Source organism: Umezawaea sp. Da 62-37 (assembly GCF_032460545.1).
GTDB lineage: Bacteria > Actinomycetota > Actinomycetes > Mycobacteriales > Pseudonocardiaceae > Umezawaea.
The window spans coordinates 6,620,233-6,642,860 of the sequence record NZ_CP135965.1 but is presented as its reverse complement, the minus strand read 5'-3'; the positions used below and the strand labels follow the sequence as shown (position 1 = coordinate 6,642,860).

General features: G+C 67.0%; 14 protein-coding genes and 3 rRNA genes. 4 read left to right on the top strand and 13 right to left on the bottom strand.

Translation table 11 applies throughout. The annotated features are described in order from the left end of the window. Positions 1–28: 28 nt before the first annotated feature. The 4 genes from RM788_RS30700 to RM788_RS30685 form a co-directional block, all read right to left on the bottom strand. On the bottom strand, positions 29–253 hold the full coding sequence (locus tag RM788_RS30700) for a hypothetical protein (protein WP_315921538.1): 225 nt from the start codon (positions 251–253) through the stop codon (positions 29–31). Further along, positions 250–1,389, bottom strand: a complete 1,140-nt coding sequence (locus RM788_RS30695) for an inorganic phosphate transporter (protein WP_315921536.1) — start codon at positions 1,387–1,389, stop codon at positions 250–252. The genes RM788_RS30700 and RM788_RS30695 overlap by 4 nt, the downstream gene beginning before the upstream one ends. 94 nt (positions 1,390–1,483) lie before the next feature. Beyond that, a complete protein-coding gene (locus tag RM788_RS30690) occupies positions 1,484–2,239 on the bottom strand; it encodes a type 1 glutamine amidotransferase (RefSeq protein ID WP_315921534.1) in 756 nt (251 codons plus the stop codon). A 24-nt stretch (positions 2,240–2,263) separates the two neighbouring features. Next, a complete protein-coding gene (locus RM788_RS30685; RefSeq protein WP_315921532.1) occupies positions 2,264–2,710 on the bottom strand; it encodes a rhodanese-like domain-containing protein in 447 nt (148 codons plus the stop codon). A gap of 136 nt (positions 2,711–2,846) precedes the next feature. On the opposite strand from RM788_RS30685, the gene RM788_RS30680 reads away from it, so the two are divergent. Then, positions 2,847–3,233 carry an Lrp/AsnC family transcriptional regulator gene (locus tag RM788_RS30680; protein WP_399345133.1) on the top strand — a complete coding sequence of 129 codons (387 nt, stop codon included), beginning with the start codon at positions 2,847–2,849 and terminating at the stop codon, positions 3,231–3,233. A gap of 91 nt (positions 3,234–3,324) precedes the next feature. Here the strand turns inward: RM788_RS30680 and RM788_RS30675 are convergent, their stop codons facing one another. From RM788_RS30675 to RM788_RS30650, 6 genes are all read right to left on the bottom strand, one after another. Then, a complete protein-coding gene (locus RM788_RS30675; protein WP_315921528.1) occupies positions 3,325–4,215 on the bottom strand; it encodes a GNAT family N-acetyltransferase in 891 nt (296 codons plus the stop codon). A 177-nt stretch (positions 4,216–4,392) separates the two neighbouring features. Beyond that, positions 4,393–4,509: ribosomal RNA gene (gene rrf / locus RM788_RS30670) — 5S ribosomal RNA — on the bottom strand. A 111-nt stretch (positions 4,510–4,620) separates the two neighbouring features. Continuing rightward, positions 4,621–7,735: ribosomal RNA gene (locus RM788_RS30665) — 23S ribosomal RNA — on the bottom strand. Positions 7,736–8,099: 364 nt separating this feature from the next. After that, a 16S ribosomal RNA gene (locus RM788_RS30660) occupies positions 8,100–9,615 on the bottom strand. The 16S, 23S and 5S rRNA genes sit together here, the layout of an rRNA operon. Positions 9,616–10,188: 573 nt before the next feature. Continuing rightward, a complete protein-coding gene (locus tag RM788_RS30655; RefSeq protein ID WP_315921526.1) occupies positions 10,189–13,812 on the bottom strand; it encodes an FkbM family methyltransferase in 3,624 nt (1,207 codons plus the stop codon). Positions 13,813–13,880: 68 nt separating this feature from the next. Continuing rightward, positions 13,881–15,224, bottom strand: a complete 1,344-nt coding sequence (locus RM788_RS30650) for a glutamine synthetase family protein (protein WP_315921524.1) — start codon at positions 15,222–15,224, stop codon at positions 13,881–13,883. A gap of 57 nt (positions 15,225–15,281) precedes the next feature. On the opposite strand from RM788_RS30650, the gene RM788_RS30645 reads away from it, so the two are divergent. Next, a complete protein-coding gene (locus RM788_RS30645) occupies positions 15,282–15,935 on the top strand; it encodes an LppX_LprAFG lipoprotein (protein ID WP_315921522.1) in 654 nt (217 codons plus the stop codon). Continuing rightward, positions 15,932–17,446, top strand: coding sequence for an MFS transporter (locus RM788_RS30640; protein ID WP_315921520.1), 1,515 nt, complete (start codon positions 15,932–15,934; stop codon positions 17,444–17,446). Before RM788_RS30645 ends, RM788_RS30640 begins: the two co-directional genes overlap by 4 nt. Positions 17,447–17,618: 172 nt before the next feature. Here the strand turns inward: RM788_RS30640 and RM788_RS30635 are convergent, their stop codons facing one another. Continuing rightward, on the bottom strand, positions 17,619–19,124 hold the full coding sequence (locus RM788_RS30635) for an alpha/beta hydrolase (RefSeq protein WP_315934806.1): 1,506 nt from the start codon (positions 19,122–19,124) through the stop codon (positions 17,619–17,621). 132 nt (positions 19,125–19,256) lie between these two features. Between RM788_RS30635 and RM788_RS30630 the strand changes: the two genes are divergently transcribed. Then, the gene (locus RM788_RS30630) at positions 19,257–20,972 is read left to right on the top strand and encodes an NAD+ synthase (protein WP_315921518.1); all 1,716 of its coding nucleotides are present in this window, start codon (positions 19,257–19,259) and stop codon (positions 20,970–20,972) included. A gap of 3 nt (positions 20,973–20,975) precedes the next feature. On the opposite strand, the gene RM788_RS30625 is transcribed toward RM788_RS30630, so the two are convergent. After that, positions 20,976–21,518 (bottom strand): PIN domain-containing protein, encoded by a 543-nt coding sequence (locus RM788_RS30625; protein WP_315921516.1) that lies wholly within the window; start codon positions 21,516–21,518, stop codon positions 20,976–20,978. After that, the gene (locus tag RM788_RS30620; RefSeq protein WP_315921514.1) at positions 21,515–22,606 is read right to left on the bottom strand and encodes a helix-turn-helix domain-containing protein; all 1,092 of its coding nucleotides are present in this window, start codon (positions 22,604–22,606) and stop codon (positions 21,515–21,517) included. The genes RM788_RS30625 and RM788_RS30620 overlap by 4 nt, the downstream gene beginning before the upstream one ends. Between the last annotated feature and the right edge of the window lie 22 nt (positions 22,607–22,628).

Genomic DNA, 22,628 nt, shown 5'->3' with positions numbered 1-22,628 from the left:
GTAGTCCGGGACAACGCCGGACGAGAGGTCAGGCGGCCACGATCAAATAAAGTCCGAACAGCACGACGGCCGCGCACGCGGCGAAGCTGATGGCGGCGGCGATCGTGCCGTTCACCCCGGACTGACCGCCCTCCCGGGCCGCCTCTCGCGCGGACACCCCGCGCAGGCCGATCGAGAACAGCAGGACCAGTCCCAGAACGACCACGATGCTGACCCCGAAGACCGCGCCGAGCGCCGCCCAGTCCACCTTCATGCCGCCACGTCCAGCTTGTGCGTCTCGGCCTGGGCCGCGATCTCGTCCACCACGTGCTCCGGGCGGACCGGCTCACGACGCGACAGCAGCCAGACGGCCACCGCGACCCCGATGCCGAGCACGGCCACCAGCACGACGCCGTAGGTCCCCTGGCCCGCGAGCAGACCGGCCAGCGCGCCGACGACACCGGCGGCGGGCAGCGTGAACAGCCACGCCAACGCCATCCGGCCCGCGACGTTCCAGCGCACACCGTCGCGCTGGCGGCCGAGACCGGAACCCATGATGCCGCCGGAGGCGACGTGTGTGGTCGACAGCGCGAACCCGAGGTGCGACGACGCCATGATCACGGTCGCCGCGCTGGTCTGGGCCGCGAAGCCCTGCGGCGCCTCGATCGTGGTCAGCCCCTTGCCCAGGGTCTGCGTGATCCGCCACCCGCCCAGGTAGGTGCCGAGCGCGATCGCCACACCCGCGCTCAGGATCACCCACACCGGCGGACCCGCGCCCGCCGGGAGCGTTCCGGCGGTGATCAGGGTCAGCGTGATGATGCCCATCGTCTTCTGGGCGTCGTTCGTCCCGTGCGCGAGCGACATCAGCGCCGCCGAGGCGACCTGGCCCACCTTGAAGCCCTTGTCGGCCACCGACGTGCGGGTGGTCCTGGTCAGGCGGTAGGTCAGGAACGTCGCCAGCAGCGCGATCACCCCCGCGACCAGCGGGGCGACGATCGCGGGCACCAGCACCTTGTCCACGACCTTCGTGAAGTGCACGGCGTCCGCGCCCGACGACACCCAGGTGGCGCCGATCAGGCCGCCGAACAGGGCGTGCGACGAACTCGACGGCAGACCGACGTACCAGGTCACGAGGTTCCACACGATGGCGCCGATGAGGCCGCCGAACACGATCGCGGGGGTGATCCTGGTGTCGTCGACGATGCCGCCGGAAATGGTCTTGGCCACCTCGACCGAGAGGAACGCCCCGACCAGGTTGAGCACCGCCGACAGGAAGACGGCCGTTCTCGGGCGGAGCGCACCGGTCGCGATGGACGTGGCCATCGCGTTCGCGGTGTCGTGGAAGCCATTGGTGAAGTCGAAAGCCAGCGCCGTGATGACCACGATGATGACTAGGAGTGAGGCATCCACACTGATTCCTCCGGCTGAACCGACACAGTCGTAGGGGAACGCTACCTGGAGTACTGGTGAACTCAGGCCCAACGAACGTAGGGAGAAAGGTTTGTCACACCAGCGGCAGCTCGAAGCCGACGTGTCCGGCGGGCTCCAGCTCACCCCTGGTCAGGCGCACGAAGCGTTCGGCGAAGGGCTGCCACACCTCGGCGATGTCCGCGTGCGCCTCGGCGAGGCGCTCCGCGTCGAACGTGCCGGGCCGCGCGGTCGCGGCCGCGTCGGGTGAGTTCAACGCCCAGTTCAGGACGACGTCGGGTGTCGTCTCGATGTGGAACTGGAGCCCGTAGGCGCTCTCACCGACCCGGAACGCCTGGTTGTCGTACTTCGGCGACGCCGCGAGGTGCTCGGCGCTCGGCGGCAGCACGTGCACCTCGTCCTCGTGGAACTGGAACACGTCCGGCGTCCACGGCAGCTCGGCGAACAGCGGGTCGCGGCTCGACACGTCGCGCTTCGCGACCAGCATCACACCGACCTCGGGCCCCTTCGGACCGCGCCGCGCCTGACCGCCGGTCGCGACGGCCAGCAACTGCGAGCCGAGGCAGATCGCGAGCGCGGGGACCCGCTTGGCCACCGACTGGGACAGCAGCTTGCGGACGTCGGCGAGCCAGGGGAACTCCAGGTCGTCCAGCGCGCCCATGTTCCCGCCGAGGCAGATCAGCCCCTGGTAGCCGTCGAGGGTCGGCGGGACGGGCTGCTCGAAGGCGCGGACGACGTCGAGCTCGGCGCCCGCGTCGGTCAGCCAGCCGTCCAGCGTGCCGAGCGGGTCGGCCGAGTCGAGTTCGAGCACGAGCAAACGAGGTGCGGTCACGCGATTGAGCGTAGGTCGCCCGGTTCAGCAGGCGCAGGTGACCCCGCGCACGCCGTCCACAGTGCCCTCGGCGCCTCCCGCGCCTTCCACGGGATAGCCCGCGTCGCGCCACGCGGTGATCCCGCCCGCGAGCCGCTTCACCCGGAAACCCAGTCGTGCGAGGCGCAACGCGCCCTTCGTCGCGGCGTTGCACTGGAAGCTCTCGCAGTAGCAGACGTAGACCACGTCGCGGTCGAAGTCCTTTGTGGACTCCTCGTCCACGTCCGCGTAGGGGAGGTTGACCGCACCGGGGATGCGGGCGAGCGCGAAGGCCTGCGCGCTCCGCGTTTCGACGAGCTGGAACCCCGCGGTGGCACCGGATTCGAGGTCGCGGACGACGTCGTCCGGGTCGGCCTCGAAGGCCAGTTCGGCGGCGAAGAACGCGGCGGCGACGGCGGGGTCGGCGGCCGGGAAGCGCAACGTGTTGGTCATGGGCCAATCCTGGTCGCGCGGTGCGGCCGGGCACATGGGGAAGTCCAGCTGTGACGGCGTTCCTGCTTACGATTCCCCGGTGGAACCGGACGAGGTGGACTGGAAGCTCATCGGGCTGCTCCAGGAGGACGGGCGGATGACGTTCGTCGAACTGGGGCGGCGGGTGTCGCTGTCGGCGCCCGCGGTCACCGAACGGGTGCGGAGGCTGGAGCAGGCCGGGATCATCACCGGCTACCGCGCGGTCGTCGACCCGCGGCGGTTGGGGCTGCCCATCGAGGCCATCGTGCGGGTGAAGGTGCGGTCGTTGGACACGCCGCGGTTCCGGGAACGGATCGTGGTGCTGCCGCAGGTCCGCGACGCAGATCACGTCACCGGCGACGACTGCTGGCTGCTGCGGGTGGTGTGCCAGTCGACGACCGACCTGGAGGCGTTCGTCGAACAGGCCCAGCGCTACGGGGACACGACGACCTCGCTGGTCTTCTCCTCACCAGTCCGGAACCGCCCACTCGTACAGGACACCTGACCCCATTCCTCCGCGAGTCGAACACTCAGGCACCCCGTGTCGAACACTCAGACACCGCGAATCCCACGTTCAGACACTGTCGGAGGGGAGTTCAGGGTGTCTGAGCGTAGGACTCGGGGTGTCTGAGTGTTCGACTCGCGGGGGTGAGGGAGAGTTCGGTGGCGTCGAAGACTGGGACGAAGCCGATGCGCTGGTAGAGGGCGTTCGAGGTCGGGTTGGCCAGGTCGGTGTAGAGCAGGACCTCGTCAGCGCCCGACTCCCTGGCCCAGGTGGCGACGGCCGCGGTGACGGCGGCGGCGTAGCCGTTGTTGCGGAGCACGGGCGGGGTGTAGACGGGGCCGATTCGGCTCATGTTGTGGACCGGCGGGCTGGCGGCGGCCCAGGAGACGGGGATGCAGCCGACGTGCCAGATCGCGTGGGCGTGGCCCTGGGTGATCTCGCGGCGGATCCCGGCTTCCACGTCGGTCTCCGGGGTGTGGGACATGGCCTCGGTCACGAAGTCGTGGTGCCAGTCGCCCAACATCTCGACGTCGGAGTCCGTGGCCAGGCGCATCTCGCCGCGGACCTCGGGGACGACGAGGGTGGTCAGGCGGTGCAGGCTCATGGCCATGTCCTCGGTCACAGTGCACCCGGTTCGCTTCGACCAGGCCGCGGCGAAGGCTTCGGCGGTGGTGCGGTCGCCGTTCACACCGCCCAGGTCCGGAACCAGCTGGTGCAGGGTGGCGACGAAGTCGTCGATGAGCCGGAGCGGGATGGCGCCCACGATGAGCGGGTAAGGCGGCATCTGGATCGCGGCACCGACGAGCCGGCCGTTCTCTTGGGCGGTGACGAGGATCTCAGGCTCGGTATCGGGTTTCGGGTGCGTCAACCTGCGGGTGATCGCGGTGAGCACCACGGTGTGCCGGACGGGATCGGCCGTGTAGAGCGCCTGGGTCGCCGACCAGAAGCTGGCGAGGTCGTCGTACACCACCATGTCGGCCATGAACTCGACCGTAGTCCAGCACCGGGACTCGCAGGGCTCAAGTGAGGCACAACGGGGTGCCTGAACGTTCGAAACGAGGTGCCTGAGTGTTCGACACGGGGTGTCTGGAGGTTCGACTCGCGAACGTGAAAAGCCCTCAGGGGGAGCACCATTGGTGCTCCCCCTGAGGGAATGATTGTCCCGCGGTGACCTACTCTCCCACACCGTCACCAGTGCAGTACCATCGGCGCAGGAGGGCTTAACTACCGGGTTCGGAATGGGACCGGGTGTTTCCCCTCCGCCATGACCGCGGAAACACTATGAAATTACCAACCCGTAGGCACACAACCCCAACCAGCATGCTGGTGGGACCGTGTGGTCCGGTTCGGTTCTTTCAGAACCGCACAGTGGATGCGTAGCGTCTTCGTAAACAAGTCCTCGGCCTATTAGTACCGGTCAACTCCACCCATTACTAGGCTTCCATCTCCGGCCTATCAACCCAGTGGTCTAGCTGGGGGCCTTAACCCTCAAAGGGGTGGGATACCTCATCTTGGAACAGGCTTCCCGCTTAGATGCTTTCAGCGGTTATCCCTTCCGAACGTAGCCAACCAGCAGTGCCCTTGGCAGGACAACTGGCACACCAGAGGTTCGTCCATCCCGGTCCTCTCGTACTAGGGACAGCCTTCCTCAAGTATCCTACGCGCGCGGCGGATAGGGACCGAACTGTCTCACGACGTTCTAAACCCAGCTCGCGTACCGCTTTAATGGGCGAACAGCCCAACCCTTGGGACCTACTCCAGCCCCAGGATGCGACGAGCCGACATCGAGGTGCCAAACCATGCCGTCGATATGGACTCTTGGGCAAGATCAGCCTGTTATCCCCGGGGTACCTTTTATCCGTTGAGCGACGCCGCTTCCACCAGCCAGCGCCGGATCACTAGTTCCGACTTTCGTCCCTGCTCGACATGTCTGTCTCACAGTCAAGCCCCCTTGTGCACTTGCACTCGACACCTGATTGCCAACCAGGCTGAGGGAACCTTTGAGCGCCTCCGTTACCCTTTGGGAGGCAACCGCCCCAGTTAAACTACCCACCAGGCACTGTCCCTGATCCGGATCACGGACCGAGGTTAGACATCCAGTACGACCAGAGTGGTATTTCAACGATGACTCCACAACCACTGGCGTGGCCGCTTCACAGTCTCCCACCTATCCTACACAAGCCGAACCGAACACCAATACCAAGCTATAGTAAAGGTCCCGGGGTCTTTCCGTCCTGCCGCGCGTAACGAGCATCTTTACTCGTAATGCAATTTCGCCGGGCCTGCGGTTGAGACAGTCGAGAAGTCGTTACGCCATTCGTGCAGGTCGGAACTTACCCGACAAGGAATTTCGCTACCTTAGGATGGTTATAGTTACCACCGCCGTTTACTGGCGCTTAAGTTCTCAGCTTCGCCCTTGCGGACTAACCGGTCCCCTTAACGTTCCAGCACCGGGCAGGCGTCAGTCCGTATACATCGTCTTGCGACTTCGCACGGACCTGTGTTTTTAGTAAACAGTCGCTTCTCGCTGGTCTCTGCGGCCGTCTCACCCTAGCCTGCAAGAGGCTTCAAGTGCTACGGCCCCCCTTCTCCCGAAGTTACGGGGGGATTTTGCCGAGTTCCTTAACCACAGTTCGCCCGATCGCCTTGGTATTCTCTACCTGACCACCTGTGTCGGTTTGGGGTACGGGCCGCGTGAAAGCTCGCTAGAGGCTTTTCTCGGCAGCATGGGATCACTCTACTTCGCCTCAATCGGCTATGCATCACGTCTCAGCCTTATGTGCAACACGGATTTGCCTATGTTGCGGCCTACACGCTTACACCAGTACTACCACTCACTGGCGGAGCTACCCTCCTGCGTCACCCCATCGCTTGACTACTACAAGTTCGGGTCCCGCGCTCCACTTGCCCGATGCCCCGAAGGGCGGTGGACAAGCTTTGGGCGGTTAGCATCACAAGGTTCGCCATGGGCGCGTTCACACGGGTACGGGAATATCAACCCGTTGTCCATCGACTACGCCTGTCGGCCTCGCCTTAGGTCCCGACTTACCCTGGGCGGATTAGCCTGGCCCAGGAACCCTTGGTCATCCGGCGGGGGAGTTTCTCACTCCCCTTTCGCTACTCATGCCTGCATTCTCACTCGCATAGCCTCCACACCTGGTTCACACCGGCGCTTCACTGGCTATACGACGCTCCCCTACCCATCCACACGACTGCCAACGGATCAAGTCCGTTGGGATCATATGTGTGAATGACACAGCTTCGGCGGTGTGCTTGAGCCCCGCTACATTGTCGGCGCAGGACCACTTGACCAGTGAGCTATTACGCACTCTTTAAAGGGTGGCTGCTTCTAAGCCAACCTCCTGGTTGTCTGGGCGACCCCACATCCTTTCCCACTTAGCACACACTTAGGGGCCTTAGCTGGTGTTCTGGGCTGTTTCCCTCTCGACTACGAACCTTATCGCCCGCAGTCTCACTGCCGCACTCTCACTCACCGGCATTCGGAGTTTGGTTGATTTCGGTAAGCTTGTGGGCCCCCTAGACCATCCAGTGCTCTACCTCCGGTGAGAAACATGCGACGCTGCACCTAAATGCATTTCGGGGAGAACCAGCTATCACGGAGTTTGATTGGCCTTTCACCCCTAACCACAGCTCATCCCCCAGGTTTTCAACCCTGGTGGGTTCGGGCCTCCACACGGTCTTACCCGTACTTCACCCTGGCCATGGCTAGATCACTCCGCTTCGGGTCTAGACCACGCGACTAAGAACGCCCTATTCGGACTCGCTTTCGCTACGGCTACCCCACACGGGTTAACCTCGCCACGTAGCACTAACTCGCAGGCTCATTCTTCAAAAGGCACGCCGTCACCCCGAAAGGCTCCGACGGATTGTAGGCACACGGTTTCAGGTACTATTTCACTCCCCTCCCGGGGTACTTTTCACCTTTCCCTCACGGTACTAGTCCGCTATCGGTCACCAGGGAGTATTTAGGCTTAGCGGGTGGTCCCGCCAGATTCACAGCGAATTTCACGAGTACGCTGCTACTTGGGAACACCATCAGGAGACACCGGGTTTTCGCGTACGGGAGTCTCACCCTCTACGCTCGCGCTTTCCAGACACGTTCCGCTAACCACAGTGTTTTCTTACTCCTTAACAGTCCGGCAGAACTGTTCGATAGGTCCCACGACCCCACACACGCAACCCCTGCCGGGTATCACACGTATATGGTTTAGCCTCATCCGCTTTCGCTCGCCACTACTCACGGAATCACGGTTGTTTTCTCTTCCTGCGGGTACTGAGATGTTTCACTTCCCCGCGTTCCCTCCACATACCCTATGTGTTCAGGTATGGGTGACCCCACATGACTGAGGCCGGGTTTCCCCATTCGGACACCCTAGGATCTCAGCTCGGTTGGCAGCTCCCCTAGGCTTTTCGCAGCCTCCTACGTCCTTCATCGGCTCCTGGTGCCAAGGCATTCACCGTATGCCCTTAAAAACTTGTCTACAAAGATGCTCGCATCCACTGTGCAGTTCTCAAAGAACGAACGGACACCCTCACTTCTCTGCTACCGCCTGGTCGAAGGTCAGTTCGACTGGTTCAGTGGCTGTGAGAGCCCGGATCATTTCCTCGTACTGAGCGAAACACTTGCGTGTTCTCTCAGGACCCAACAGCGTGCCGACAAACTTGCGAAACCCCTATGACGCCCTTCCATGCTCCAAGGAGCCGTACTAACCGTCATAACGATCAAGCCGAATGCATATAGCCAGCATCCACATCTATGAGCAACCCATCCAACGATCGGACGCCGTTGGCATGGACTCCACCCACCCAACACCATGTACTGAGCAGGCGCGAGAAGCTCCTTAGAAAGGAGGTGATCCAGCCGCACCTTCCGGTACGGCTACCTTGTTACGACTTCGTCCCAATCGCCAGTCCCACCTTCGACCGCTCCCCCCCTTGCGGGTTGGGCCACGGGCTTCGGGTGTTACCGACTTTCGTGACGTGACGGGCGGTGTGTACAAGGCCCGGGAACGTATTCACCGCAGCGTTGCTGATCTGCGATTACTAGCGACTCCGACTTCACGGGGTCGAGTTGCAGACCCCGATCCGAACTGAGACCGGCTTTATGGGATTCGCTCCACCTCGCGGCTTAGCAGCCCTTTGTACCGGCCATTGTAGCATGTGTGAAGCCCTGGACATAAGGGGCATGATGACTTGACGTCATCCCCACCTTCCTCCGAGTTGACCCCGGCAGTCTCCCATGAGTCCCCGCCATAACGCGCTGGCAACATGGAACGAGGGTTGCGCTCGTTGCGGGACTTAACCCAACATCTCACGACACGAGCTGACGACAGCCATGCACCACCTGTACACCGACCTTGCGGGGCACCCATCTCTGGATGTTTCCGGTGTATGTCAAGCCCAGGTAAGGTTCTTCGCGTTGCATCGAATTAATCCACATGCTCCGCCGCTTGTGCGGGCCCCCGTCAATTCCTTTGAGTTTTAGCCTTGCGGCCGTACTCCCCAGGCGGGGTGCTTAATGCGTTAGCTGCGGCACGGAGGACGTGGAAGTCCCCCACACCTAGCACCCACCGTTTACGGCGTGGACTACCAGGGTATCTAATCCTGTTCGCTCCCCACGCTTTCGCTCCTCAGCGTCAGTATCGGCCCAGAGACCCGCCTTCGCCACCGGTGTTCCTCCTGATATCTGCGCATTTCACCGCTACACCAGGAATTCCAGTCTCCCCTGCCGAACTCAAGTCTGCCCGTATCGACTGCAGGCCCACAGTTAAGCTGTAGGTTTTCACAGCCGACGCAACAAACCGCCTACGAGCTCTTTACGCCCAATAATTCCGGACAACGCTCGCACCCTACGTATTACCGCGGCTGCTGGCACGTAGTTAGCCGGTGCTTCTTCTGTAGGTACCGTCACTTGCGCTTCGTCCCTACTGAAAGAGGTTTACAACCCGAAGGCAGTCATCCCTCACGCGGCGTCGCTGCATCAGGCTTTCGCCCATTGTGCAATATTCCCCACTGCTGCCTCCCGTAGGAGTCTGGGCCGTGTCTCAGTCCCAGTGTGGCCGGTCGCCCTCTCAGGCCGGCTACCCGTCGTCGCCTTGGTAGGCCATTACCCCACCAACAAGCTGATAGGCCGCGGGTCCATCCTGTACCGCCGGAACTTTCCACACCACACCATGCGATGAAGTGTCATATCCGGTATTAGACCTAGTTTCCCAGGCTTATCCCAGAGTACAGGGCAGGTTACCCACGTGTTACTCACCCGTTCGCCGCTCGTGTACCCCGAAGGGCCTTACCGCTCGACTTGCATGTGTTAAGCACGCCGCCAGCGTTCGTCCTGAGCCAGGATCAAACTCTCCAATAATGAATTGTTTGATCGCTCCGAACAATCACTGACAATTGCTGTCAGTTGTCCAGTTTGATCTCAAAGGAAACCCATTGACTGGGTTCATATAAGTTACTGGCTATTCGGCACGCTGTTGAGTTCTCAAAGAACACGCGCACACCGTTTCAAACCGCTCATTTCGAGTGATTCAAGCGAGGGCGCTTGTTTTGTTTCTGTATTTCGTTTGTGTCTGAAGCTTAGCAACTCCGTTTTCGCTTTGTCAAATCGGCCGGTTCGGGCCGTTTCGCTCAGCAGAAACTCGCTTCGCATTCAGTTTGCTATGTTCCAGAGGCTATCCGAACCGCATTTCCCTTGTCAAATCGGCTTCTTGGAGGAAACCGGCCCAGCAAGGAACTGGAGTTCATTTAGTTCTGGGAAGTTCTATCCGATCCGCCGCTTTCAAGTCAAATTGGCGCGCAGCGCATATGGCTCGAAAGTTTTAGTTCGGGGGCGGCCACAAATGCTACTCGGTTCGAAACGCGGGGTCAACCCCCGCCCGACCCGGTGTGGCTCGTGCGACTTGGAGAAAGTTACGCATGCCGCTCGCAGAAGTCAAATCGCCTGGTCAGCGGCCTGCCGAAGGGGTACGGCGACCTCCGGACCGGGCTTCTTGGCCTGCACGGGCCTCGGCCGCAGCCACAACGTGATCGACCGGAGACCTTCCATCGCCGACACGATCTGCTCCGGCAGCGCGGGCTGCCTGGTCGCCACCGGCACCAGGTCGTACCCCCACATGCGGAACTCCTTGAGCACCGTCACCGGGTCGTCGCCGAATCCCTCGGTCGCCGACGCGGAGAACTCCAGGAACACGTGCGGCCGGTCCTTGCGCAACGACCGCACCAGGCCCGCGAGGGCGCGGTGCCCCCGACCGGGCGCGTCCACCCGCACGACGGAGAGCTTCATCCCGCGGAGCTGCGGCATCTCCTCCAGCTCCTTGTCCAGCCGGACGGCCCGCACGCGGGTCACCTCGCCGGGCGCGTCCTCCTCCAGCGGCGCGACCGAGATCCCCCCGGTCAACGCGGGATCGCCGCGCAGTTCGCCCGCGCTCTCCCAGGCCGCGGCCTGCACCATGATGAGCCGCTCGCCGATCCGGTCCGGCAGGTTCACCTCGACGTTGTGCCGCAGCAGCTCCATCGCGGCCGCCGACGGCTCGACCGCGACCACCGCGCCGCTGGTGCCGAGCCTGCTGAGCATCCGGATCGCCTGGTACCCGATGTACGCGCCGATGTCGAGGAAGACGCCGTCCGGCTCGACCAGCGAGTCGATCAGCTCGGACAGCTCCGACTCCCACACCCCGTTGCTCGACAGCAGCGGCAGCATGAACGCGTCGTCCGCCGGCAGCCGCAGCAGTCCCACGTCGGACAGCACGAGGGAACTGCGCACGTCCGGCTCGCTCTCGCTGTGCCGCTCGTGCTCCCGCACGACGACCCGGCGCAGCGCGTCAGCGGTCGACTGGGCCTGGCTGGCCGCGCGCACCCCGGCGTCGAGCCGGTGGTCGCGGTCGCGCAGCACCTCCACGACCTTCGACTCCAGTGTGTCGATGCGGTCCAGCGTCCGGTCGAGCGCGTGGGTCAGCTTGTCCAGCCGCTGGCCCAGCGCCTCGTTCTGCTTCGCGCGCTTGGTGGCCTCGCCGACCAGCGCGTCCTCGATCTCGCGCTGCCGCCTCGCCTGGCCGGTCAGGTCGGCGCGGCCGCGCACGATCGCGTCGTCGGTGGCCACGAGCTGGTCGCCGAGGTGCGCCTGGCGCTCGGCCACGCGGTCGATCTCGGCGCGCACCATCTCCAGCTCGCCGATGCCGACCCCGGCGTCGATGTCGTCCTGCCTGCGGACGAGCTCGCTCGCGGTGCGCTCCACCCCGTCGACCAGGGTGGTCAGCACCTCGCGCATGTGGTTGTCGTAGTGGTCCAGCACGCGCAGCACGACCTTGCGCAGCGCGGGCGCCATCGGGATCCGGCTGGCGCTGGTGGTGTCCGGCTGCCGCAGCAGCGCGTGCTTCGCCGAGTGCAGCGCCCGCAGCGGGTCGACCGCCTGCGCGGGGTTCGCCGCCGAGCGGCGCGCGCGCCAGCCCCGGTAGGCGTGCTCGACGCGTTCGCGCAGCTGGTCGGCCACGCGGGCGAGCGAGCGGGTGTGCAGGAGGTGCTCGCGGCCTGCCAGGCCGATCGCGACGGCGGTGGGCCGGTCGCCCGCGATGCTGCGGATGAGCTTCGACGCGGCCTGGACGTCCGGTTCGACCCCGCCCTGGTGGCACGGGACGAAGACGGCCGAGTCCTTGTCGAACAGCTCGGCGACCGCGCCGTGCTCGCTGAGCAGCACCGGGACGCCGCGCACCGCGAGTTCGGCCACGTGGCCGGTGATCCGGTCGCAGGCGCCGCCGCGGTGCAGCGTGATCAGGCAGTCGACGCTGTCCGGGACGGGCTCGTCCTCGACCAGCTCGATCCTCGGGTCGGCGGCGGTGGCCAGGCGGAGCCGTTCGGCGGCCTCCGGGTAGTCGGCCGCGCCGGTCACCGAGATCAGCAGCCGCACGTCGGAGCGGTCGGGGAACGCGCCGAGGAACGCCGACACGGCGCCCAGCACGTTGCCCGCGCGGTCCTCGCCGTGGTCGGCGAGCGCGCCGAAGACGACCTCGCCCCGGTCGTCGGTGAGTTCGCGCTCGCCGGTGTCGATCACCGGGAGGGGCACCACCCGCACGGTCGGGCCGCCGATGCGCTCGGCGGCGGCGCGGGTGCTCTCGGACGGCACCCACAGCTCGTGCGCGGTCGGCCGGTCCTGGTGGGCGCCCGCGTCCAGGCTGTAGTCGACGACGAACCGGTCCGCCGGAACGTGCTCGTCGCCGCCCGCGCGCAGCACCACGGGGTACCCGGCGGTGGTCGACGTGGGCAGGCCGGACGCGCGGGCCACGGTCTCCACGAGCCGCGCGACCGGCCCCTCGCCGAGCACGGCCACGCCGAGCTGGTCGAGCAGCGCGGGCGCCAGGGGGTGCGGTCCCGGCACCGCGGGCACCGGCAGCCGTCCGCTCGCCACACCGGCGCCCGCGCACCACTCGCGGAAGTCGACGCTGTCGTCGCCGAACGGGTCGGGGAACTGCGCGCGCAGGGTTTCGTCAGCCCGCCACACGGCGGCCGACCAGCGCGTGCTGCCGGGCAGGTCGGGCATCGGCTCGCACGCCCACGCCAGGAACGCGGCCCCGCCGTCGGGGCCGAACGCGGGCGGCGGCGCCTTGCGGCGGGAGGCCTCGCGGTAGTCCGCGCGCAGCTCGTCGGGCAGCACCGAGCCGTCGACGAGGGCGCCGAAGCCGTACTGCACCGGCTGCACCGTGTACCCGCGGGTGACCAGTTCGGCGCGGTAGGTCGTGCACAGGTCCGCGATCAGCGGGTGCTCCGACAGCAGCACGCGCGGCCGTTCGGCGAAGTCGGCGGACAGCAGCCACGGGCGCCGGGGGTCGAAGCCCGCGAAGTGCACCGTCCGCAGCGGGTTGCCGAGGATGGTCAGCACCCCGTCCTCGCCGCGGTTCAGCTCGCGGTGGTTGGCGTTCCACACCGAGAGGCCGATGGTGGAGTCGCGCAGCACGTGGTGGTTGACCAGCGCGGGAGCCGTGTCGAGCACGGCCTTCGTCGCGTCCGGCGTGCGGCGCAGCTGGCCCGCGAGGTTGTGCAGGAACGGCTCGGCACCGGGCGCGACAACCAGGAAACCGGGGTCGAACACGCCGGTGTCGAGCAGTTCGGCCGGCTCGGGGCGCAGGCCGTCGTCGGGCAGCGGCCGCAGCGCGCGCGGCACCAGGACCAGCGGTCCGCGCTTGACCGCGGCCAGCACGACGTCGCTGACCGAGTCGAGGACCTGGATCCACGGGTCGAGGTACAGCACCGGCAGCTTCGACGCGAGCAGCGTCTCCAGCAGCCGGGGCCGCAGCACGGCGCACAGCTGCGCGGCCGTGCACGCGGTCGCCAGCTCGGCCAGCTCCGCGGGCTCGACGCCCAGGTCGGACGGCGTGATCAGCCCCGGACCGGTGCTGCTGGCCGGGGCGTCCACCACGAGCGCGATGAACTTCGCGTCCGGGTGCTTGGCCAGGAAGGAGTTCGAGAGCACCTTCACGGCGGGCAGTTCGGCGGCTGTGGCCACCGTGCACGCCAGGAGGACGGTCTCGGGTTCCGGCTCGATCAGGACACCTGTGGACGGCACTTCTGTCACGGTGTGCAAACCTAGCTTTTCCGGGCGCGCGCTGTGGACCACCCAGACGGGTTTTTCGCTCACAAGACCGGCAACAGGGAGCGCAGCTCGTACGGGGTGACGCTGCGTCGATAGGCGTCCCACTCGGTGCGCTTGTTCCGCAGGAAGAAGTCGTAGACGTGTTCGCCGAGCGCCTCGGGGAGCAGTTCCGAGTTCTCCATCTCGGTCAGCGCCTCGCCCAGGTTCTGCGGCAGGTTCGCGTACCCGGCGGCCCGGCGCTCGCGGTCGGTGAGCGACCACACGTCGTCCTCGGCGGGCGGCGGCAGCTCGTAGCCCTCCTGGATGCCCTTCAGGCCCGCGGCCAGGATCACCGAGTACGCCAGGTACGGGTTGCAGGCGGAGTCGAGGGAGCGGATCTCCACCCGGCGCGACGCCGACTTGCCCGGCGAGTACATCGGGACGCGGACCAGCGCGGAGCGGTTCGCGTGGCCCCAGCAGACCGCCGTGGGGGCCTCGCCGCCGACGATCAGCCGCTTGTAGGAGTTCACCCACTGGTTCGTCACGCCGGAGATCTCGCGGGCGTGCTTGAGCAGCCCCGCGACGAACGCCTTGCCGGTGTCCGACAGCTGGTAGGGGTCCTCGGCGTCGTAGAACGCGTTCCGGTCGCCCTCGAACAGGCTGACGTGCGTGTGCATTCCGGAGCCCGGCTGGTCCGTGAACGGCTTGGGCATGAACGAGGCGCGCACCCCCTGGGTGATCGCGACCTCCTTGATCAGGTAGCGGAACGTCATCACGTTGTCCGCCATGGTCAGCGCGTCGGCGTAGCGGAGGTCGATCTCCTGCTGGCCGGGCGCGCCCTCGTGGTGGCTGAACTCGACAGAGATGCCCATGGCCTCCAGCGCCTCGATGGCGTGGCGGCGGAAGTGCGTCGCGGTCTCGTGGCTGGTCTGGTCGAAGAAGCCGCCGTTGTCCGCGGGCTCGGGCTCGCTGCCGTCGGCCGGGAGGTTCTTCAGCAGGAAGAACTCCATCTCGGGGTGGACGTAGCAGGTGAAGCCCATCTCGCTGGCCTTGGACAGGGTGCGCCGCAGCACGTGCCTCGGGTCGGCCCACGACGGCTTGCCGTCGGGCATGGTGATGTCGCAGAACATCCGCGCCGAGTAGTTGTTGCCCTCCGGCGTCTGCCACGGCAGCACCTGGAACGTGCCCGGATCGGGCTTGGCCACCATGTCGGACTCGAAGACCCGCGCGAAGCCCTCGATCGCGGACCCGTCGAACCCGATGCCCTCGCTGAAGGCGCCCTCCAGCTCCGCGGGGGCCACCGCCACGGACTTCAGGAAGCCGAGTACGTCGGTGAACCAGAGCCGGACGAACCGGATGTCGCGTTCCTCGAGGGTGCGGAGCACGAACTCCTGCTGGCGGTCCATGTGCGCAGCCTATGTAAGGGCGGTTAACGCCGCGTGTCGGGGCACTACGATCCCCCCATGTCCGCACGTCGTGCCCTGGTTGGGCCCCTGGTCGCACTTGTCACGCTGGTCTCCGCGTGCACGTCGACGCCGTCACCCGCCTCGTTGCCGGACGCCAAGGAGGTGCTCGCGAAGTCCGCCGACACGATGGCCGGCGTGAAGAGCACCCACTTCGCGATCAAGGTCGACGGCGATCTCCCCCAGCTGGGGGTGCAGGGCGCCGACGGCGACCTGAACGCCGCGGGCGACGCCAAGGGGAAGGCGAAGACGAACCAGTTCGGGCAGCTGCTCGAGGTCGACTTCGTGCTGGCGGGCGGCGACCTGTACATCAAGGGCCCGACCGGCGGGTTCCAGAAGCTGCCCGCCGTGCTGAAGGGCCAGGTCTACGACCCCACCGCGATCCTGAACCCCGACCGCGGCGTGGCGAAGGTGCTGCGCAGCGTGCGCGACCCGAAGACGGAGAGCTCCGAGGGCGACACCACGGTCGTGAGCGGGACCGTTCCTAAGGACGTCGCCGCCTCGCTGGTGCCCGGCATCTCCGCCGACGTGGCCTCGCGGTTCACCCTGGACGGCTCGAAGCTGAAGACCGCCCGGTTCGAGCTGACCGGCGGCTCGGTCGAGGTCGCGCTGTCCGACCTGGACAAGGCCGTCGAAGTCGCCCCGCCGGCGTGAGCGGTCGTCGGCTGGCGATCGGCGCGGGCGCCGTCGCCGTCCTCCTGGGCGCGCTGGACGCCTACGTCGTCGTCGGCGTGCTCATCGACATGGTGCGCGACCTCGGCATCCCGGTGAACCACCTGGAGCAGGCCACGCCCGTGGTCACCGGGTACCTGCTCGGGTACGTGGCCGGGATGCCGCTGCTCGGGCAGCTGTCCGACCGGTTCGGCCGCCGGATCGTGCTGCACCTGTGCCTGGCCGGGTTCGCACTCGGCTCCGTCGTGACGGCGCTGGCCGACGACCTGCCGCTGCTGGTCTTGGGACGGGTGGTGCAGGGGCTGGCCGGTGGGGCGCTGTTGCCGGTGACGATGGCGCTGGTGGCCGACCTGTGGTCGACGTCGCGGCGGTCGTCGGCGCTGGGGATCGTCGGAGCGGCGCAGGAACTCGGGTCGGTGCTGGGGACGCTGTACGGCGTCGGACTGGCGTCGCTGTTCAACGCGTGGTCGTTCTTCGAGTCGCTGGAGCCGCAGAGCTGGCGGTGGGTGTTCTGGGTCAACGTGCCGCTGGCGCTGATCGCGATGGTGGTCGTGCAGATCTCCGTGCCTTCGGGCAAGCGGACGTCGGTGCGGATCGACGTGGTGGGCGGCGGGCTGCTGGCGTTGGCGCTCGGGCTGCTGGTCGTGGGGCTGTACAACCCCGACCCGGAGCACTCGGTGCTGCCGTCGTGGGGGCTGCCGGTGATCCTCGGCGGCGTGGTGGTGTTCGGGGCGTTCCTGTGGTGGGAGCGGCGCGCGTCGGTGCGGTTGCTGGACCCGGCCGGTGTGCGGATGGGGCCTTTCCTGGCGTGCCTCGGGGTGAGCCTGTTCGCCGGGGCGGCGCTGATGGTGACGCTGGTGGACGTGGAGCTGTTCGCGCAGACGCTGCTCGGTCGGGACTCCGCTTCGGCCGCGTCGTTGCTGGCCCGGTTCCTGGTGGCGCTGCCGGTGGGGGCCGTGCTGGGTGGGTTCCTGGCTTCGCGGTTCGGTGACCGGTGGGTGTCGTTCGGCGGGCTCCTGGTGGCCGCCGCCGGGTACGTGCTGATCGCGCAGTGGCCCGCGTCGGTGTCTGGCTTTGTGCTCACCCGCGACCTGGCGGTGGCCGGGCTCGGGTTGGGCGTGGTGATCGCTCCGGTGTCCGCGGCGGTGCTGCGGGTCGTGCCCGCGTCGCAGCACGGGGTCGCGTCGGCCGCGGTGGTCGTGGCGCGGATGACCGGGATGCTCGTGGGGGTCGCCGCGCTGACGGCGTGGGGGCTGCACCGGTTCCGCGAGCTGACGGCCACGCTGAACACCCCGCTGCCGTTCGGGGTGCCGCCGGAGGAGTACCGGGTGCAGCTCGCGGACTACCAGCGGGGGCTGACGGACGCGCTGCTGACGGAGTACCACGAGATCTTCGTGATCACGGCGGTGTTGTGCGCGGTGGGGGCGGGGTTGTCGTTGTTGATGCCGAGGCGGGCGGCTGTCGAGTCCGCCTCGCCTGCGGTGTCCGCGTAGCCGGGTGAGTTCGTTGCCTTGTCGGACCGCTGATTCTGGCTAGGGGACCGGCACGGTGCACGTGACGCACAAAGGCCCCGCACGCAGCGGGGCCCAAGGCGGTACGGGAGTTGCCTCCTGCGCCTTCAGCGTAGCGGCTGAATCCTATCCCGGCGGCTACACGATCAGGTGGTCACGAGCACGTCGTCCCAGCGGCAGGCAGTTTCAGGTTGATCAAGTAGTCCGAGCCCGCGCCGTCGACGCACTTGTTGCCCTGCAGGTACACCGTGTGCTGGTTGCCCTGGAACGTGAGCAGCCCACCTCCCAGCGCCTTCGCCAGGTTCACGCCCGCCTCGTAGGGGGTCGCGGGGTCGCCGGTGGTGGAGACCACGAGGACCGGGGGGAGGCCGTCGGCCTTCGGGACGTGGGGGGTGGCGGTGGGTGGGACGGACCAGAAGGCGCAGGCGTCGAGGGCGGCCGCGGCCGGGTTGCCGTCGTCGAGGAAGGGGGCGGCTTCCTTGTACTTGCGGGCGGTTTCCGCCAATACGGCGCGGTCCGTCTGGCGGGGGTCGTCCACGCACTTGACCGCGGTGAAGGCGTCGGTGATGGAGGAGTAGACGCCCTGCTCATCGCGGTCGTAGTAGGCGTCGGCGAGGAGCAGGAGCGTGCTGCCGCGGTTGTTCTTCAGCTCGGTGAGGGCGGCGTTGAGCGCGGTCCAGTACTCCTGCGAGTACATGGCCTGGATGGCGCCGGTGATGGCGTCGGTGTACGAGAGCTTGCGGCCCGAGACGTCCACGGGGCGTTGGACCAGCGGCAGGGTCAGGTCGCGGAACGCGGTGTTGGCCTTGGCGGGGTCGGTGCCGAGGGAGCAGTCCTTGCGGGCGGCGCACCAGGTCGCGAACGCGGTGAAGGCCTGCTGGAAACCGGCGCCCTGGGCGACCAGGGAGTCCGCGTCGCTCTGGGTGGGGTCGACGGCGCCGTCGAGCACGAGGGCGCGGACGTTGGCGGGGAACGCCTCCGCGTACTCCGAGCCGATGCGGGTGCCGTAGGAGTAGCCGATGAAGCTCAGCTTCGCGTCGCCCAGCGCCGAGCGCATGACGTCCATGTCCTTCACAACGTCGCGGGTGCCGACGTGCTCCAGGAAGTCCGCGCCGTTGCGCTCGGCGCACTTGTCGGCGTAGTCCTTGTTCTCCGCCTCGGTCTGCGCGATGCCCGCGGCCGAGGTGTCGATGTCCAGGTCGAGGCGGTCGGCGTCGCGTTCGGCGTCGGTGAGGCAGCGGACGCTGGGCTCGCTGGCGCCGATGCCGCGCGGGTCGAAGCCGACGAGGTCGAAGCGGTCGCCCAGGTCGCCGAGGCTCGTCGTCAACGACGCCGCGGCGGCCATGCCGGACCCGCCGGGACCGCCGGGGTTGAGCAGGAGCGAGCCGATGCGCTGGTCGGACTTGGCCGCGCGCTGCCGCAGCAGGCCGATCTTGATCGTGCGGTCGGTCGGCTTGGCGTAGTCCAGCGGCACTTCGAGGCGGGCGCACTCGATGTCCGCCTTGTTCTTGAACTGGGCCTTGGTCGAGCCGGTCGTGGCGTAGGGCCCGCAGTCCTCCCAGCCCAGCTGCTGGCCGTAGAACCTCTCCAGGCCCGCGGGGACGACACCCGCCGGTCCGCGCTGTTCGAGGGCGGTTCCGGGGATGGCCCGACCCGGCATCGCGGTCGAGCAGGCGGCCAGGACCGGGAGGACGAGGAACAGCAGCAGGTGGCGTCGCACCACCCGATCGTAGGTGTGACAGGTCGGCCACAACGCGCACCAAGGCGTGACGGAGTGGGAGAGGATGTGTCCATGCCGCAGCTGCGCCTCGCCCTCGCCCAGGTCAACGCCACTGTCGGCGACCTCGCGGGCAACGCCGACCTCGTCGTCGCGTGGACCCGCAAGGCCGCCGAGTCCGGTGCCCACCTCGTGGTCTTCCCCGAGATGGTGCTCACCGGCTACCCGGTGGAGGACCTCGCGCTGCGCGAGTCGTTCGCCATCGCCTCCAAGCAGGCGCTCGACGCCCTGGCGATCAGGCTGGCCGACGCCGGGCTCGGCGGGGTGGCGGCGTTCGTCGGCTACCTCGACCGCGACGAGCACGGCAAGCGCAACGCGGCGGCGGTGCTGCACGGCGGCCGGGTCGTCGCCACGCAGGACAAGCACCACCTGCCGAACTACGGCGTGTTCGACGAGCGCCGCTACTTCACCCCCGGCGATCGCCTGGAGATCGTCCGCCTGCACGGCCTGGAGATCGGGCTGGTCATCTGCGAGGACCTCTGGCAGGACGGCGGCCCGATCGCCGCCCTCGGCGAGGCGGGCGTCGACCTCGTCGTCTCCCCCAACGCCTCCCCGTACGAGCGGAACAAGGACGACCTGCGCCTCCCGCTGGTGGCCCGCCGCGCCGCCGAGGCGGGCGCCCCGCTGGCGTACGTGAACCTCGTCGGCGGGCAGGACGAGCTGGTGTTCGACGGCGACACGATGGTCGTGTCCGCCGACGGCGCGCTCATCACCCGCGCCCAGCAGTTCGTCGAGCACCTCACCGTCCTCGACCTCGACCTCCCCGGTGGCGCCGCCCGCACCGACGGCCAGGTCGGCGGCTTCACCGTCACCCGCCACACCCTCTCCGACGCCCCGCTGCCCGGCTACGAGCCGCTGCCCGTGCCGAAGACCGCCGAGCCGCTGTCCAACGAGGCCGAGGTCTGGCACGCCCTGGTCATCGGCCTGCGCGACTACGTCCTGAAGAACGGCTTCCGGTCAGTGGTCCTCGGCCTGTCCGGCGGCATCGACTCCGCCGTGGTCGCCGCCCTCGCCGTCGACGCCCTCGGCCCCGACGCCGTGCACGCCGTCTCCATGCCCTCGGTGTACTCCTCGGACCACTCCAAGTCCGACGCCGCCGAAATGGCCCGGCGCACCGGCCTCCAGTACACCGAGCAGCCCATCGCCGACATGGTCAAGGTGTTCGTGGACCAGCTGGGCCTCACCGGCCTGTCCGAGGAGAACGTCCAGGCGCGCTGCCGCGGCGTCACCCTCATGGGCCTGTCCAACCAGCACGGCCACCTGGTGCTCGCGACCGGCAACAAGACCGAGCTGGCGGTCGGCTACTCGACCATCTACGGCGACGCGGTCGGCGGCTTCGCGCCCATCAAGGACGTCCTGAAGACCCTCGTCTGGGACATCGCCCGCTGGCGCAACGACGAGTCGGAGAAGCTCGGAGAACTGCCTCCTATCCCCGAGAACTCCATCACCAAGCCCCCATCGGCCGAGCTGCGCCCCGGCCAGGTGGACAGCGACTCGCTGCCGGACTACGAACTCCTCGACTCGGTGCTGGACGAGTACGTCGACGGCGACAAGGGCTACCACGACCTGCTCGCGGCCGGCTTCGACCACGACCTGATCGACCGCGTGCTGCGCATGGTCGACAAGGCCGAGTACAAGCGCCGCCAGTACCCGCCGGGCACGAAGATCAGCGAGAAGGCGTTCGGGCGCGACCGGCGGCTGCCGATCACGAGCGGGTGGCGCGAAGGCTGAGCGTCAGAGAAGGCCGTGCTTCCTGGCGAAGGCCGGGAAGTCGGCTCCTGAACATGGCAACCGCATGCCGCTACCACGCAGCATGTCGACCAGGTTGGCCGCACCCGTCTCAGTGAGCTTGCCCTCCAGACATGCCTGGGCGAGCAACCAGACGGTGCCGTGAACGCGGAGTCCGTACGAACGGGCGACCGCGGTTGCGTTGCGGTCGTCGGTGATGGCGACCGCTTCCAGCACTTCCGCCGCCGCGAAAACCGTGGCCTCACCGATGTTGCGCTCCGTCGAGCCGATGCGCTCCACCCACCGCGAGAAGGACATGATGTGGTCCCAGTCGTCCTGTGGCACGACTGGGAGCCAGGGAAGGTCGAGAACCTTGCCGAGTTCATGCCCCACTTCCGGTCCTCGCCGCAGTTCCTCGCGAACAGCAGTCGTGGTCCAGCACCTCCGACCCGACAACAGGTCACCCAAGACGTCCAAGCGGTCGATCCGACCGACATGAGCGAGGCACGTGGTGTCGAGCACGAGATCAGGGCAGGTACCCGTGGTCACGGTTCGACGTCCTCCTCGTCGACAGTGGGGAGGTCGTCAGCCCCCAATTGGCCGTGCAACAACTCAACCGCGCGCGCCGAGGTGAGACGTCGCTGTCGCAGCGCGTCGAGCACGGCCTGCGCATAACTGCGCGGTACCCGGATCGAGTCGAGGTCGGGTTGGGGCTCCCAGCCGACGGCTTCCATGAACTCGGACTTGGTCGGCTTGTTCTGCTTCCACAGCCGTCGGGTAGCGGAGTCGAGGGCACCGACCTCGGCCGCCTGCCACATCGCCATCACCCACGACACCCGGTAGGTCGCCGCGAGCCGAACGAGATCGGTGCGGGCGAGCCCGTTCGCCGCCGCGGTGAGCACGACGTGCGTGGGCAGCAGCAACTCCGCGGCGAACGCGTCCATCACCGCTTTGCGATCGCCACGAGAAGCGTGCACCCCCAAATCACTCGAGTACTCGTCGCCAAGTACGAGGTGCCCCAGCTCGTGAGCGGCGGTAGCACGCCGTCTGCCCGGATCACCCGTACTGCTGACCACGGCCGCAGCCACAGCACCCTCGACGACGGACGCGCCGTTCCCCGGCAGCTCGGTGACGAGGACGAACTGACCGACCTGCTCGCACACGTCCATCAAAGAAGAGATGGGCTTGATGCCCAACCCCAGCTCGCTGCGCAGCCAAGTCGCTGCCGCGCGTGCGGCGGCATCGCTGTCGACCGGAAGCGGGTACGTGACGACGGGACGCGGGACAAGTGCCTCGATGTCGATGAGTTGCAGCACGTCGCGTAGCCAGGCTTGGAGCAGGGCTTCCAACCGGTACTGCTGACGGCCGGCATCGGTGTCGACGTCCTCGTCCAACTCGACCCTGCGGGAGAGCACAGCAGGCGGATCGTGCAAGAAATGCGCGAGCGGTACGCCGAGTTCAGCGGATAGCCTGGACAGCTCGAAAGCGTCGACCCGCCGTGTCCCAGCCTCGATCTTGGCAATCATCGTGCGGTCGAGGGACAGCTTCTCTCCCAGGTCAACCTGGGAGAGGGCGGCGGCCTGGCGCGCACTTCTGATGCGCTCCCCGACCCTCACCCAGTTCGAGACGTCCGTCATCGTGCGATAATCGCACACAGTG